Raw genomic sequence first — 13,020 nt, forward strand, 5'->3', positions numbered from 1 at the left:
GGATCAAGAAGAGAGGATCATGCGATGAGTACGAGAACATTGGAGGTCACCAGGCCGTTCCCAGCCTCCCTTTCCGGCCACCGGGCAGGGTGCTCCAAGCTGTCGGTTTTCTGCCTTGCCATGAACGAGGTCTCCTATTACGGGCTGCCGCTGCTGCTCATGAAGGTGCCGAACGTCGCCAAGGCCGCGGTCGGGCGGAGCGCGGCGGAGGCCAGATCGCGGCTCGCCGGCGAGGATTTCGACGTGGCGGTGATACCGCTCACCATGTTGCCGGAGGTGCTGGACGGCGGTCCCCGGCGAAACCGCCCGAGGATATTGGCCCTCGTGCGGGAGCAAGGAGAGATCGTCTCGCGCCTCGCCTGGCGCCACGGCGTGGCCGACTGCCTCCTGTGGGACGAGATCAATGTCGCGAGCCTGGCCCGCACCTTCGACCGGCTGCTCCGCGGCGACGTGCCCGCTACGTCGCACGGCCCGGACACGCACCTGAACGGGAAGTTGACCCAGCGGGAGCACTTCGTGCTGACTCTGCTGCTGCGGGGGATGAGCAACCACCAGATCGGCCGGGCCATGGGGATATCCATCCACGGCGTCAAACGCCATGTCTCGAACCTGCTGGTGAAGTTCAACTGCTCCAACCGGACGGAGGTGGCCCTGGTCGCCCAGCGGCTGGGGCTGGATTCCGCGCCGCCGAAGGCCATGTAAGCATCACCGGAATTGATCCGCTTTATTTACGCCCCAAAAATATGTCTTTCTTGGCCGCCCCCCAATGAAAGGTACGAACCGCAAACAGGAAAAGATCATCGAGAAATGGAGTGACAATGGAAATCCCTCCCCTGGAACTCAGCGGTCGCGTTCCCACGGTACGGTCGGCGGAAATCGAGGCGGACATGACGTCCGCCACGGAAGCCATCAGGTCGCAGCTGACCGGATGGGGATTCATGGCCGCCGAGGTTCCCGGTATCGGCGCCCGCGTCGAGACCATGATGAACGAATTCGCCGCGGCCTGCGCGTCGACCGAGCCGAGTCTTTCCGATTACACGCACACAGCCGTGCCGCAATTAGGCGTCGGCGGCACCCACGGATTCTTCCCGTACAATTCGGAGATCCCCCGGCTGGCCAACGGCGTACCGGATCCCAAGGAATTCATTCACGTCAGCGGAGCCATGATCTCCGACCAGCCGCCCGGCGCCGGAGACCTCATTCGCGCCTTCCCGGCCTTCGGCACCGCCGCCACCGAGGTGTTCGACATCGCGTTCCGGCTGATCTCCCGCTTCGGCGAGGTCGTACGCGGCATGCTGCCGGACGGCACCCCGGAGCTGGAGCTGTCGCGTGACGCGACGAACCTGCGGGTGATCAACTACCGGGACGTCGGCGACCGCCGGGTGCTGGCGCACGAGCACTCGGGGATCCAGATGCTCGGCCTCCAGCTTCCCCCCTCCGACCAGGGCCTCCAGTACGTCCTGCACGACGGCACCTGGGTCGAGCCGGTGATCGCCAAGACCGACGTGGTCCTGTGCAACATCGGCCGCATGCTGACCAGCGCCTCCGACGGACGCTTCCGGCCGTCGACGCATCGGGTGCACACGCGGCCCATGCCCGCGGGCTACCGGCGCCTGTCGTCCGTGCTCTTCGCCTACCCGCCGCACAAGGCCCGGCAGTGGAAGATGGTGGACGGCGAGCTGATGACGCTGAACGCGACATGGGGCGACTTCATCGAGAACAGATTCCAGGGCCTGGGAAAGTAGTCACCCGAGACCTGAGCGTCCGGGCGGTGGGCTGGGCCCCTCAGCCCGCCGCCCGCTTCACGAGCTCGCCGATGCGCGCCTCGTCCTCGGCGGTCAACGTCGTCAGGGCGAAGGCGGTCGGCCACACGGTGCCATCGTCGAGGTACGCCTGGTCGTTGAAGCCGAGCGTGGCGTACCGCGTCTTGAACTTCTGCGCGGGCTGGAAGAAGCAGACGATCTTGCCGTCCCTGGCGTAGGCCGGCATTCCGTACCACAGCTTCGGCGACAGCTCCGGCGCGTTGGCCTTGATGATGGCGTGCAGCCGCTCGCCGGTGGCGCGGTCCGGCTCCGACATCTCGGCGAGCTTGGCGAGCACCTCGCTCTCCCCGTCGGCCTTGGCCGAGCGCGAGCCGCGCCGGGCGGTGGCCTTCAGCTCCTTGGAGCGCTCCTTCATCGCGCTCCGCTCCTCGTCGGTGAACCCGTCGTACTTCTTGTCGGCCTCGGTGGCGGCCGTGGCGGTCTTGGCGGGCTGCTTGGCGGCGCTCATGGTGGGCGTCCTTCCGTCTGTGTGGCAGTTCGTCGGTGCGTTCCGACAGGAGTTATCTGACCACCGACGGGTCAAGGCCCGCATTGTCCGTGGGACACCGTGGGACATCGGGAACGCGGCCTAGCTGCGGAAACGAGGCTCCGTTCCATGCTCGCGGGCTGGGACGCCGCCCGCGGTGGCTTGGTACGCCGCACGCGCGAGCTTCTCGTTGTGCGGCCGCCCGAGCTTGCGCGCCAGCTCGATCGTCCGCTCGTGCAGCGCCAGCGCCTCGTCGTGGCGGCCCGCCGCACGGCACGTCTCGGCGTACGCGGGCAGGAAGTCGATCTCCAGCTGGGCCTCAGCCAGCGGTTCCAGCAGCTCGAAGGCCTGTCGATGGTGTTCGAGGGCCTCGTCGAGCGAACCCATGACGCGCAGCGCGACACCGAGATAGTTGTGGCACCACGCCTTGTTGTGCTGAGCCTCGGCGAGCTCCAACGCCTCATGCAGCGCGCGCAGCGACTCCGCCGGGTCGTCCGGTGCCAGGGCGACACCGAGTGTGACCAGCCCGGTCATCCGGGCGGGCCCATCGGCCAGAGCCAGTGATGCGCGGGCGAGTTCGGCGGCTTCGCCGTGCCGTCCGAGGTGGAGGGTCACCCATCCGTCGAAGGCCAGCGCCTGGGACAGTCCGGAGCGATGCCCGGTCTTCTCGAACAGCAGGCGCGCCAGCCGGAACTTCGCCTGTGCCGCCTCGAAGTCGCCCAGATCCCGGCGGACGAAGCCGGTACGCAGCGCCAGCGCGCCGGCCAACTCGTCATCGGCCACACCGGACTGTTCGGCCAGTTCGTACGCGGCGAGCGCCTCGGTGAGACGTCCGGCGGCGGCGCGGGCGAACCCGAGATCCACGAGCAGTGAGACACGCTGCTGGTCGCGCCCGAGACGTTCGGCGGCGGCCGCGGCCGCGTCGAGCAGACGTATCTGGTCGTCGGTTCCGCGATGCCGGAAGAACCAGACGCGCATGGCCGGCGGCAGCTCCGCCACCACCTCGTCCGCGCCGAGCCGGACAGCGGCGTCGAAACAGGCGATCAGGTTGGCGTACTCGGTGTCGAACCAGGCCATGGCCTTCGCCGGATCGCCCTCATTGCGGTGGGGCAGGGGCAGCGCCCGATCGTAGCCGGTCGCCCGCGCCAGATAGTGGCTCAGGACACGGTGTACGGCGGCATTCGCCTGTGGCTCCTCATCGGCGGCGATGTCCGCCGCGTACCGCCGGATCAGGTCGTGCAGCCGATACCGTCCGGGCGAGGGCTCCTGGACCAGATGCGCGTCCACCAGCTCTTCCAGCACCGCGTTGACGCGGTCCGGCGTCATGTCGGCGAGCGCGCCCGCCACCGCCGCGTCGAAATCGGCGCCGGGCAGCACCCCCAGCAACCGGAACACCCGGCGCTGTCCCGCGTCGAGCTGCTGCAGCGACATGCCGAACACCGAGTCGAAGCGACTGGCGCTGTCCCGCAGCCGCTCGGCCAGCACCGCCACCGTCCAACCCGGCCGATGCCGTAGCCTCGCGCCCGCCATCCGCAGCGCCAGCGGCAGGCCGCCGCACTGCCGCAGCACCTGGGCGACCGCCTCCTCCTCGGTCAGGTCCACCCCGGCCGCCCGGCCGAACAGCGACGCCGCGTCCGCCGGGGGGAGCGCCTCCAAGGACACCGGGGGCACCCCGTCCAGGCTCACCAGCCGGTTGCGGCTGGTGACCAGCACCGCGGACTTGCCCGCGCCAGGAAGGAGTGGGCGTACGTGCTCCGCGTCGACCGCGTTGTCGAGCAGGACGAGCGCCCGACGCCGGGACAGTTCGGACCGCCAGAGCGCCGCGCGTTCGACCGTGTCGGCCGGGGGATGCGCGACACCCAGGGCACCCAGCAGCCGGCCGAGCGCGGCCGACGGCTCCAACGGCTCCTGGCCAGGAGTGAAGCCGCGCAGGTCGAGATAGAGCCCACCGTCAGGAAAGGACGGCGCGAGCCGGTGCGCCACGTGCACGGAGAGGCTGGTCTTCCCGACACCCGCCATGCCGTCGATCGCGACCGCGCCCGTGGTACGCAGCAGCTCCTCGACCAGCGCCGCCTCCCTCTCGCGTCCGGTGAAGTCGGCGAGGTCGGCCGGAAGGTCGTTCCGGCGCGGGCTGGGCGCCGCGCCGGCCTTGGACGCCTCGACCCACATCGTGCGCAGCGGACGGGGATCGCGGGCGACGACCCGGCACAGCGCCACGACGGCTTCCCACGGCGGCACCAGCCGGCCGGTCATGTACCGGGAAAGGGAGGAGCTGCTGAGGCCCGCCTGGCGGGCGAGGGCGCGCACGCTGAGCCCGCTCAACTCCTTGATCTGGGTGAGCTGGGCGGTCAGGTGTTCGGGTGCGCTCGACACCCGCACACGGTACCCGTCCCAGCCCGCTGTTACGGAACAGAGGGTCGTTTCCGCAGCTGGGCCGCATTCCGGGTGTCCCACGCTGTCCCACGGACGGGGCGGTTCCGGACGCGCCGGTGGTCAGATGACTCCCGTCGGAACGCGACGGACACCCGTCACCACATGGGCCGACACCCGTCAGAACACTCGCTCAGAACACTCGCTCAGAACATGACCACGAAGGAGAAAACGATGCCCACCGAACGCATGCCGAACCCGGCGACCCTGATCCCCGAGGCGATGCAGGCGCTGATGGCCGTCAACAAGGCCATCGTGGGCGCCGGAGTGGACGGGAAGCTGCTGGCGCTGTGCCACCTGCGAGCCAGCCAGATCAACGGCTGCAGCCCCTGCGTGGCCGGTGGCGCCCAGCAGCTCCGCCACCACGGCGCCACCGACGAACAGGCCCACGCCGTCGTCGCCTGGCGTGAGACCCCCTGGTTCAGCGAGGAGGAACGCGCCGCGCTGGCCCTGACCGAGGCCATCACCCGGCTCGCCGACCGGCCCGATCCGGTGCCCAACGAGGTGTGGGACATGGCAGCCAAGCACTTCGACCAGAAGGAACTCGCCGCACTCGTACTCAACATCGCCATCACCAACGCCTTCAACCGCCTCAACGCGCCGACCCGCCAGCAGGCGGGCGGCAAGTGGTAGGCGCGTCGCATGAGGGGGGAGCCCTTGGGCGGGCTCCCACCGGTCATTTCAGGAGCTAGGGAGGCGGACGACCGCGGCTCCGTGCTGATATTCGCCGAAGCTCCAGCCGGCGATGAGGGTGGCGCCCAGGTCTTCGACGGCGCCGCTGCCGGGGGGCCATTCCGTGGTGGCGAGGTACTGGGCGCCCGCGGAGACGGCGTCCGCGTCGCCCACGCAGTGGAAGCGGAGGTGGTCGCGGAGGGCCTGGTTCTGGATGGGGCGGAGGGCCTTTTCCCATTGGGGTTCGGCCTCTTCCACGTACCCGTCGTCGCCGCCCATGGGGATGAGGTGGGCAGGGCCTCGGTGGGTGAAGGTGGCGGCGCGCAGGGCGTCCAGGAGGGTGCCGTCGGTGGCCAGGCGCAGGGTCGCGGTGATCGAGTAGTGGAAGTCGCCGAGGTCCTCGGCGGTCAGGTCGATGCCGTGGCGAGTCAGGAGGGGAGACAGGTCCGCGCCACGGATCAGCAGGTCGACGCCGTCCAGGGCGGCGGCGGCGCGGACGTCGTCCCCGAAAGCGCCGGAGAACGGACCGTCGAGCACCTCCTCGTCGAAGTGGACGAACGAGTTGCTCAGGTCGAAGTGCCAGGCGTACTCCTGGTGGTCCTCGTCGAGGTAGACGGGGTCGGGCAGCGGCCTCGGCGTCGGGTCGGCGAGCGCGACGGGGCTCAGCCAGTCAGCGGGCGGCGCCATCTCGTTGAGGACGTCGCCACCGTAGTAGACCGTGTACGTCGCCGCCGGGTCGTAGTCGGCGAGCCTCCTGCCCAGCAGGAGCCCGAACGCCTCGCTCAGTTCCTCGTCCCAGCCCATGTCCGCCTCATCGCCAAAGGGGTGAATCGCGCTCGATCTCTCCACCCCATGATGGAGGTCGGGCAGAATGCCTTTTGCCGTCATGGGCGGCTCCAGCCAGAGGGCGTCTCCAACCAGTGCGGGGGCAGCGCGTCGTCAGCGCTCCAGGGCGTCTGCGTAAGTCGTTCGGAGGCATCGTCGAGCTCGGTGCCCGCCCGGATGTGTCCGCACAGGTCGGCGAGGCGGAACCAGCTCGCGGCCGCGCAGTCCTCTCCCCTTCTCTGATGGATCAGGGCGAGCTGGTAGGCGGCCTCGGCGTGGCCGCCGTCGCCTGCCAGCCGGTAGAAGAACATCGCGATGTTGGGCTGTTTGGTGCTCTGGTATTCATGACCGTAGCCGTAGGCGAGCTCGGCGGCGGCTCGGCGCCGATGAGGGTGATTGAACAGCTCGGAAGCCTCATGCTGACCGGCGTCGCGGGCTTGGCGCAGCCAGTGGTGGGCCTCGTCAGGCCATCCTTTCAACAGCGCTATGACCGCCAAGCGCATGCAGTCCTGTCCGCTGCCGGCATCGGTTCGGCGCAGCAGGCGAGTGCCGATCCGGCCGTAGATCTGGAGTAGCCGCTGTGTGGCCGCGGGCAGTGGCTCCGGCGTGGTCTTGGCGAGCGGCTCAGGCGCGGTCCTGGTCAGTGGCTCCGGCATGGTGTTGGCGAGCGACTCTGGCATGGCCTTGGTCAGTGGCTCTGACATGGTGTTGGCGGGCGGCTCTGGCGCGGTTTTGGTCGGCGGCTGCTGTTCCGGTTTCCGGATGACGGCGGGCGAGGTGAGCCGTCCAACCGTCGGCCGGCCAGCCGCCGACCATGGGGCAGGCTCCATCGGCGCCTGCCGCGCATCCAGCTGCCGCACATCCGCCTGCCACGCATGCGGCTGCCGCGCATCCACCTGTTGAGCAGGTGGGGGAGTGGCGACTGGCGAGAGTTCGGCGGCATGTGGCGTACCCGCTATGCCCGCCGTACCCGCCGAATCCGGCCGTATGCCGCGGGCGGCTCGCCATCGCTGATGCCAAGCCTGAGTGTCGCCCATGACCTGCACATCCAGCCCGGTCTGCTCAGCGGCCATGGTGCAAACGGTCACAAACGAGGACACCCATTCCCAGTCCGGCACGCGTTTCCGTTTGCCGGTCAGAATGTCGTGCGTGGTGCTTTCAGCCAGTTCTCTGCATAAACCGGCGACGCCGGTGGATTTCGATAGTTTGCGTAGTTTGTCCAGCGTTGGAGAGCCAGCCAGTTCGACCAACTCGTTCAACTGGTCGACGAAGGCGCGCAGCGCCGCAACGCGATGTTCTTCAGCCATCGCCCCTAGCCGGAAAATGAGTGATCTTCGATTTACAGGTAGTAGCGGGAGTCATATTGGCATTAACCGGGGGCTGGGCTGAGGGAGATCGCATATCCCGCCCTGTCCGGGATCGGGGGCAATTGGCCAGTGGTTGCGGCTGGGATGATCCCGGACGAGATCGGAGCGACCCGAACAGCTCCGGATAAAACCGGACGCGACCGGATGAAGTCGGAGTACGTGGGAGCCGACCGGAACCCGCGGTGACCGGGACACGAAGGGGGGTTCCGCTTCCGCTTCCGCTTCCGCTTCCGCTTCCGCTTCCGCTTCCGCTTCCGCTTCCGCTGGCAAGGCCACGGGCACGGCCAGGGCAAGGCCACGGGCACGGACCGCTACGTGCCTCCGTTAAGCGCCGCCATCTAATCCGACGTTGTCCGGAGACGTTTGGAGTGATGGCGGCGGGCCGGCGGGTGCCGCATCGTTGAGCGCATCCCGACCGGTCGACGATGGAGACGAGAGTTCATGGCATGCGCCGCTACTGCCCCGCATTCGTTCTTACGCGTCACCGGCGGTCAGCGGCCCGGCCAGCCCCCGGCGCCCTGGGTCCACGACGATGACCAACTGCTGATCCTGCTGGTGACCACGTGGGCGTTGACCACGGGACGTACACCTCCCAACCGCCCCGCCGATCAGCTCACCGCTGAGGAACTGATCGCGTTCTGGACGGACGAGCAGACAGCCACCGGCAACCCGGTGGCGCCACCGTTGGAGTGAATCCCATGTTTTCCTTGCCCGGACTTGTCGTGCTCACCGTCACCGCGCTGGTCGCGGCGATCGCGTGCGCTCTCACGCTGGCCACCGGTGTTTCGTGGCCGACTGCCCTCCTCAGCGGCGGAGCCGCAGGTGGGATCACCTTGGGCATCCTTCCCAAGCTGCTCACCGAGCCCCGCGACGGCGATGACGAATAGGCCGCCGGACCGCGGCACGCAGGCGATTGGGCAGCCGGGGCGCGGGACGCAGGCGATTAGGTCGCCGGAGCGCGGGACGTAGGCGATTAGGCCGACAGGCCGCGGGCCGCAGACGACTAGGTCGCCGGAGCGCGGGCCGCGGACGATTGGGCCGCCGAGCCGTGGGACGCGGACGCTTAGGCCGCCGGGGTGCGAGTCGCGTCGGTGGCTTTCGCCGTGTCACTTCTCGATGAGGGACTCGAAGGCCGTGCACAGAAGGCGGACGCTCCGCAGGAACTTCTCGTCCTGGCTCATCCCGGGCGCCTCCTGGAAGACGCGCGGGAAGCGTTCGAGCAGGGCGGCGTAGGCGTCCGGGGTGAGGTCCCGTACCGGAGGAGTGCCCTGCTCCTGCAGGACGAACCCCGTGACGTGGCTGAGGAGGGTGTCGGCGGCGACGATGCGGGGCCCGGCGGGTACGCCCGCCCCCTCCAGGGTGGAAAGGAGGCGTTCCATGAGGGACAGGGCGCCGGGGCTGAGCATCTTGGGGCTGTCGGCCAGCAGGATCGCGCCGCTGGGGTGGCGCAGGATGACGTGGCGCAGCGCGCCGGCCTGGGCCTGGATCTCGTCCTGCCAGGTGGCGCCGGGCGGGAGCGCGGTCAGGGCGGCGGTGCCCGCGTCGTAGGCCTGCCCGCAGACGCGGTCGGCCACCAACGCCAGCAGGTCCTTCTTGTTGCGCACGTGGTAGTACAGGCTGCCCGCGTGCGCGCCGAGCCGTTCGGCCACCTGGCGCATGGACAGGCCGTGGTAGCCGACCTCGGCGAACGCGTCGATCGCGGCCTCGACGATCCGCTCCTTCGTGAGCTTCATGGGCCTACCGTATCCCGTTTTCAAACGGTGTTTGAATCGTGTGCTAGCGTGAGCCGTACGGTTTCAAACACTGTTAGAAAAGGTGGGTCACCTTGGACGGGCTGCTGTTCTTCGCCACCACGGCCGCGTTGATGGTGATGATGATCAACTGCGGGCTCGGCGCGCTCGGGGGCGGGCCGGTGCGTGACATGGTGCGCGGGCGTCCCGTCCCGTGGGTCGCCGTGGTGCTGACGACGCTGGCCGTGGCGGGAGTCGTGCTGCAGTTGTCCTGGCCGGGAGCCATGGCCGCGCTGGATCACGACCCCGCCAAGAGCGGCTGGTGGCGGGTGTTCACGTCGGTCTTCCTGCAGAACGGCGGCGTCGGCGGCGCCGTCTGGAACATCGCCACCCTCGCCATCGTGGCGGCGCTCGCCCAGTGGCTCTGGGGCACGTGGACGAGCGCCATCCTCTTCCTGGCCGGCGTCCTCCTCCCGGAACGCATCGACGCCCTGCTCGGCATGGGCGGTCCCAGCACCGATCCCCGTAACTTCGCCGGCAGCTCGGGCGCCACCTACTTCCTCGGGGCGTCCCTGGCCCTGGCCTTGCTGACCCTCACCAGGGCTGTGAAGCAGCGGGTCTTGGCGGTCGGCGTCCCGGTGCTCGGGCTGTTCATGTGGTTTCTGCAGGACAACGGCCACGGTCTGGTCGCCGTGTACGGCTTCGCGCTCGCGGTCCTCATCTGGGCGGCCCGCCGTCTGATGCGACGTCTCGCTCAGGTGGGTTAGGACTTGGGCTCCACCGCTTGGCCGCAACTCCACGGGCGGTGGTTCGGGCGCGCCCTTCGGCTCCGCAGGGGGTGGGTCGGGCGCGAAATACGGCGGTTCAGGCGCGCATGTTGGCGCCGCCGTCGACGGCCCACACCTGGCCGTTGATCCACTCGGCGTCGTCCGACAGCAGGAAGGCCACGGTGGCGGCCAGGTCGCTCGGGCGGCCCAGGCGGGTCGTGGGGACCATCTCCAGGAACATCTTCTGCAGCTGGACGTCGTTCTGTTCCTTCTGCGTCTCGCCCATGACGAGGCCGGGCATCACCCCGTTGCAGCGCACGCCCGCGGAGCCCCAGTTCCCGGCGATGTGACGCGTGAGCGCGTTGATGGCCGACTTCGAGGCCGCGTAGGCGGGGCGCTTGCGGTCGCCGCCGCTCACGGCAGTGCCCGAGGACGTGTTGACGATGCTGCCCCCGCCGTTCGCGAGCAGGTGGGGCAGGACGGCGCGGACGGTCCGTACGTAGCCGACCACGTTGACGTCCATGGTGCGCTCCCCCACGTCGAGATCGGTGTCGAGCAGCGACTTGTCACGCCCGAGATTGCCCGGCGAGAGATCCGCGCCGACATTGAACAGGCCGTGCACCGCGCCGAACGCTTCCATCGTCCTGGCCACCATCGCGTTGATGGACGGCTCGTCGGCGAGGTCGAAGTGCACCGCGATCGCCGAGCCGCCCGCCTCGGTGATCTTGGCGGCGGTGGACTCCGCCCCGGGCAGGTTGATGTCGCCGACGACGACGTTGGCGCCCTCCTCGGCGAGCCTGACCGCGGTACCAGCGCCGATGCCGGTCGCCCCGCCGGCCACGATGAACGTCTTCTCTCGCAAACCGCGCATTGGCGTATCAGGCGGGTGCGGGGCATGCTGCACCGCGCCCTCTTCACCGTGCGAGCCATCGCGTGAGCCACCGTGCGAGTCACTGTGCGAGTCACTGTGCGAGGCGAGGCCGAAAGTCAGGGCTCGTTGAGGTAAGTGAGGACGGCGAGGACGCGGCGATTGCTGCCGTCGTCATCGGCGATGCCGAGCTTGCCGAACATGGAGGTCGTGTACTTGCTGATGGCGCTTTCACTGAGGAAGAGCCGCTGGCCGATCGCCTGATTGGACAGCCCTTCGGCCATGAGGCCGAGCACGGAGTGTTCGCGTTCGGTGAGTCCGCCGAGCCGCCGGGTCGAGGACCCGCTGGACAGCAGCTTGGAGATCACGGCCGGGTCCATGGCGGTCCCGCCATCGGCGACTCGGTGCAGAGCGTCGATGAACTGGTCGGCGTCGAACACGCTGTCTTTCAGGAGATAGCCGATGCCTCCGGCGCCGTCGGCCAGGAGTTCGCGAGCGTACAGCTGTTCGACGTGCTGAGAGAGGATCAGGATCGGCAGTCCGGGCAGTTCGCGACGGGCGGCGAGCGCCGCCCGCAGGCCCTCGTCCGACTGCGTCGGCGGCATGCGGACGTCGACGACGGACACATCAGGCCGCCACTTCAGCAGCGCGTCGAGCGTCTCGGGCCCGGTGGTCGCCGTCGCCACGACCTGGTGTCCGTACGCCTCGATGAGGCGGACCATCCCATCGCGCAGGAGGTAGAGGTCTTCGGCTACAACGATTCGCATGGCACCACCATCCTCACACAGGTCGGACCGCCCACCGGGCTGGTGATCCGCAGAGTGCCGTCGAAGGCCGCGAGGCGGCGGCGGAGCCCCGCGAGTCCACCGTCGGCTGACATGCCGGCCCCGCCTCGGCCGTTGTCTTCGACGTCAACGACGATGCCGGTGCCATCCCTGGCGATCGAGATGCGCGCCCGGGTCGCATGGGCGTGTTTGACGGCGTTGGTCAGCAGTTCGGCGACTCCGAAGTACACGGCGGACTCGATCGGCGGGTCCAGGCGTAGCTGAAGGTCGGTGCTGACCGTCGCTTCGAGGGGGCTGTCCAGGGCGAGAGCGCGTACGGCGTCGACGAGTCCGCGCTCGTTCAGCACCGGCGGGTTGATTCCCTTGACCAGGTCGCGGAGCTCGGTCAGTGACGTGGCGGCGCCGACCCGTGCTTCCCGCATCAGGGCCTTGGCCTGGTCGGGGTTGGTTTCCATCAGCTTCTCCGCGGTCGCCAGGGAGAGCCCGAGCGCGACCAGGCGGGCCTGCGCTCCGTCGTGCAGGTCCCGCTCGATCCGGCGGATCTCGGCGGCCTGCGCGATCGTGATGTCCGCGCGCTGGGCCGTCAGCTCGTCCACCCGGTCCGCCAGGTCCGTCGCGGGTGAGGCGCGCAGGAAGCGGACGGCTACCGGCTCGACGGACCGCCAGGCGTACGGGGCGCCGCCGATCGCCACGGCCAGGCCGAGCACCCCGACCAGGCGCGCGGAGAGCGTCGGCTGGGACAACCCGAGGACCGCCGCCGCGAAGCCAGCCGGCGGAATCGCGCAGATCAATCCCGCGGTGATCGGTACGATCGCCGTGAACCGCAGGTCACGCCAGACCGCGGGATCGCGCCACCGGGTTCGCCACTGCAGATCCATGCGGGCGTCCCGGCTGGTGCGCTCGTAGGAGTAGCCGTTCCACCAGTGCCCGGTCGCCATCTGCGTCACCGGTCCGGTCTGCCGATATCCGGCGGGAATGACAGTGCCCGTCCACTTCGCGACCAGGGAGCGGACCATTCGGCACACCGGGCGGGACAGGGCGAGCGTGCCGATACACGCCCATATGAACGGCGCTATCCCCGACCACGGGTTTCCGCCCCACCACCAGAACCACAGCGCGACGGCAGCGCCCCACACGGCCGGCACCAGCATGGCGACGACCACCACGACGCACGCTCGCCCGAACCCCACACCGGCGCTCGCCATCCACTGTCGCATGATTCTTCCTTCTCACTTCATGACCCTGCGCCGATCCGGCCAGTACGGCTTGGTGCCTCCACTGTGCACC

Annotated in this window: 14 protein-coding genes; 6 read left to right on the forward strand and 8 right to left on the reverse strand. The window is 69.1% G+C overall.

What is annotated here, in order from left to right; translation table 11 throughout:
• Positions 1 to 120: 120 nt before the first annotated feature.
• Positions 121 to 702, forward strand: coding sequence for a LuxR C-terminal-related transcriptional regulator (locus ACIBO2_RS02685; RefSeq protein WP_358547341.1), 582 nt, complete (start codon positions 121 to 123; stop codon positions 700 to 702).
• Between the two features lie 116 nt (positions 703 to 818).
• Positions 819 to 1,745 (forward strand): 2OG-Fe(II) oxygenase family protein, encoded by a 927-nt coding sequence (locus ACIBO2_RS02690; RefSeq protein WP_358547338.1) that lies wholly within the window; start codon positions 819 to 821, stop codon positions 1,743 to 1,745.
• Between the two features lie 40 nt (positions 1,746 to 1,785).
• On the opposite strand, the gene ACIBO2_RS02695 is transcribed toward ACIBO2_RS02690, so the two are convergent.
• Positions 1,786 to 2,271, reverse strand: coding sequence for an iron chaperone (locus tag ACIBO2_RS02695; protein WP_397294990.1), 486 nt, complete (start codon positions 2,269 to 2,271; stop codon positions 1,786 to 1,788).
• Positions 2,272 to 2,391: 120 nt separating this feature from the next.
• Positions 2,392 to 4,662, reverse strand: a complete 2,271-nt coding sequence (locus ACIBO2_RS02700) for an ATP-binding protein (RefSeq protein ID WP_397294992.1) — start codon at positions 4,660 to 4,662, stop codon at positions 2,392 to 2,394.
• A 231-nt stretch (positions 4,663 to 4,893) separates the two neighbouring features.
• Here ACIBO2_RS02700 and ACIBO2_RS02705 point away from each other — a divergent pair, with 231 nt between their 5' ends.
• Positions 4,894 to 5,352 carry a carboxymuconolactone decarboxylase family protein gene (locus ACIBO2_RS02705; RefSeq protein ID WP_357941693.1) on the forward strand — a complete coding sequence of 153 codons (459 nt, stop codon included), beginning with the start codon at positions 4,894 to 4,896 and terminating at the stop codon, positions 5,350 to 5,352.
• A gap of 48 nt (positions 5,353 to 5,400) precedes the next feature.
• Here the strand turns inward: ACIBO2_RS02705 and ACIBO2_RS02710 are convergent, their stop codons facing one another.
• Both ACIBO2_RS02710 and ACIBO2_RS02715 read right to left on the reverse strand, forming a co-directional pair.
• Complete coding sequence (locus tag ACIBO2_RS02710; protein WP_397294994.1) at positions 5,401 to 6,195, reverse strand: hypothetical protein; 795 nt, start codon at positions 6,193 to 6,195, stop codon at positions 5,401 to 5,403.
• An 80-nt stretch (positions 6,196 to 6,275) separates the two neighbouring features.
• Positions 6,276 to 7,523 (reverse strand): hypothetical protein, encoded by a 1,248-nt coding sequence (locus ACIBO2_RS02715; protein ID WP_397294996.1) that lies wholly within the window; start codon positions 7,521 to 7,523, stop codon positions 6,276 to 6,278.
• Between the two features lie 501 nt (positions 7,524 to 8,024).
• Between ACIBO2_RS02715 and ACIBO2_RS02720 the strand changes: the two genes are divergently transcribed.
• Together ACIBO2_RS02720 and ACIBO2_RS02725 are read left to right on the forward strand one after the other, a co-directional pair.
• Complete coding sequence (locus tag ACIBO2_RS02720; RefSeq protein WP_358547326.1) at positions 8,025 to 8,276, forward strand: hypothetical protein; 252 nt, start codon at positions 8,025 to 8,027, stop codon at positions 8,274 to 8,276.
• 14 nt (positions 8,277 to 8,290) lie between these two features.
• Positions 8,291 to 8,470 carry a hypothetical protein gene (locus tag ACIBO2_RS02725; protein ID WP_358547324.1) on the forward strand — a complete coding sequence of 60 codons (180 nt, stop codon included), beginning with the start codon at positions 8,291 to 8,293 and terminating at the stop codon, positions 8,468 to 8,470.
• Between the two features lie 219 nt (positions 8,471 to 8,689).
• On the opposite strand, the gene ACIBO2_RS02730 is transcribed toward ACIBO2_RS02725, so the two are convergent.
• Positions 8,690 to 9,316, reverse strand: a complete 627-nt coding sequence (locus ACIBO2_RS02730) for a TetR/AcrR family transcriptional regulator C-terminal domain-containing protein (RefSeq protein WP_358547322.1) — start codon at positions 9,314 to 9,316, stop codon at positions 8,690 to 8,692.
• Positions 9,317 to 9,408: 92 nt separating this feature from the next.
• Between ACIBO2_RS02730 and ACIBO2_RS02735 the strand changes: the two genes are divergently transcribed.
• Complete coding sequence (locus ACIBO2_RS02735; protein WP_358547320.1) at positions 9,409 to 10,080, forward strand: hypothetical protein; 672 nt, start codon at positions 9,409 to 9,411, stop codon at positions 10,078 to 10,080.
• Positions 10,081 to 10,177: 97 nt separating this feature from the next.
• Here ACIBO2_RS02735 and ACIBO2_RS02740 read toward each other — a convergent pair whose 3' ends face one another.
• The 3 genes from ACIBO2_RS02740 to ACIBO2_RS02750 all read right to left on the reverse strand — a co-directional run bounded on the left by ACIBO2_RS02740 (position 10,178) and on the right by ACIBO2_RS02750 (position 12,950).
• Complete coding sequence (locus tag ACIBO2_RS02740) at positions 10,178 to 10,951, reverse strand: SDR family oxidoreductase (protein ID WP_358547317.1); 774 nt, start codon at positions 10,949 to 10,951, stop codon at positions 10,178 to 10,180.
• Positions 10,952 to 11,067: 116 nt separating this feature from the next.
• Complete coding sequence (locus tag ACIBO2_RS02745; protein ID WP_358547314.1) at positions 11,068 to 11,715, reverse strand: response regulator transcription factor; 648 nt, start codon at positions 11,713 to 11,715, stop codon at positions 11,068 to 11,070.
• Positions 11,700 to 12,950, reverse strand: a complete 1,251-nt coding sequence (locus ACIBO2_RS02750) for a sensor histidine kinase (protein WP_358547311.1) — start codon at positions 12,948 to 12,950, stop codon at positions 11,700 to 11,702. The genes ACIBO2_RS02745 and ACIBO2_RS02750 overlap by 16 nt, the downstream gene beginning before the upstream one ends.
• Positions 12,951 to 13,020: the final 70 nt, after the last annotated feature.

The sequence above is a fragment of the Nonomuraea sp. NPDC050022 genome (genome assembly GCF_044460705.1).
GTDB lineage: Bacteria > Actinomycetota > Actinomycetes > Streptosporangiales > Streptosporangiaceae > Nonomuraea.

What these genes read in the sequence shown, in the direction of transcription:
- ACIBO2_RS02750 (WP_358547311.1), bottom strand. Translation starts at nt 12,950, where the DNA reads ATGCGACAGTGGATGGCGAGCGCCGGTGTGGGGTTCGGGCGAGCGTGC.
- ACIBO2_RS02685 (WP_358547341.1), top strand. Translation starts at nt 121, where the DNA reads ATGAACGAGGTCTCCTATTACGGGCTGCCGCTGCTGCTCATGAAGGTG.
- ACIBO2_RS02705 (WP_357941693.1), top strand. Translation starts at nt 4,894, where the DNA reads ATGCCCACCGAACGCATGCCGAACCCGGCGACCCTGATCCCCGAGGCG.
- ACIBO2_RS02710 (WP_397294994.1), bottom strand. Translation starts at nt 6,195, where the DNA reads ATGGGCTGGGACGAGGAACTGAGCGAGGCGTTCGGGCTCCTGCTGGGC.
- ACIBO2_RS02745 (WP_358547314.1), bottom strand. Translation starts at nt 11,715, where the DNA reads ATGCGAATCGTTGTAGCCGAAGACCTCTACCTCCTGCGCGATGGGATG.
- ACIBO2_RS02715 (WP_397294996.1), bottom strand. Translation starts at nt 7,523, where the DNA reads ATGGCTGAAGAACATCGCGTTGCGGCGCTGCGCGCCTTCGTCGACCAG.
- ACIBO2_RS02695 (WP_397294990.1), bottom strand. Translation starts at nt 2,271, where the DNA reads ATGAGCGCCGCCAAGCAGCCCGCCAAGACCGCCACGGCCGCCACCGAG.
- ACIBO2_RS02740 (WP_358547317.1), bottom strand. Translation starts at nt 10,951, where the DNA reads ATGCGCGGTTTGCGAGAGAAGACGTTCATCGTGGCCGGCGGGGCGACC.
- ACIBO2_RS02730 (WP_358547322.1), bottom strand. Translation starts at nt 9,316, where the DNA reads ATGAAGCTCACGAAGGAGCGGATCGTCGAGGCCGCGATCGACGCGTTC.
- ACIBO2_RS02690 (WP_358547338.1), top strand. Translation starts at nt 819, where the DNA reads ATGGAAATCCCTCCCCTGGAACTCAGCGGTCGCGTTCCCACGGTACGG.
- ACIBO2_RS02720 (WP_358547326.1), top strand. Translation starts at nt 8,025, where the DNA reads ATGGCATGCGCCGCTACTGCCCCGCATTCGTTCTTACGCGTCACCGGC.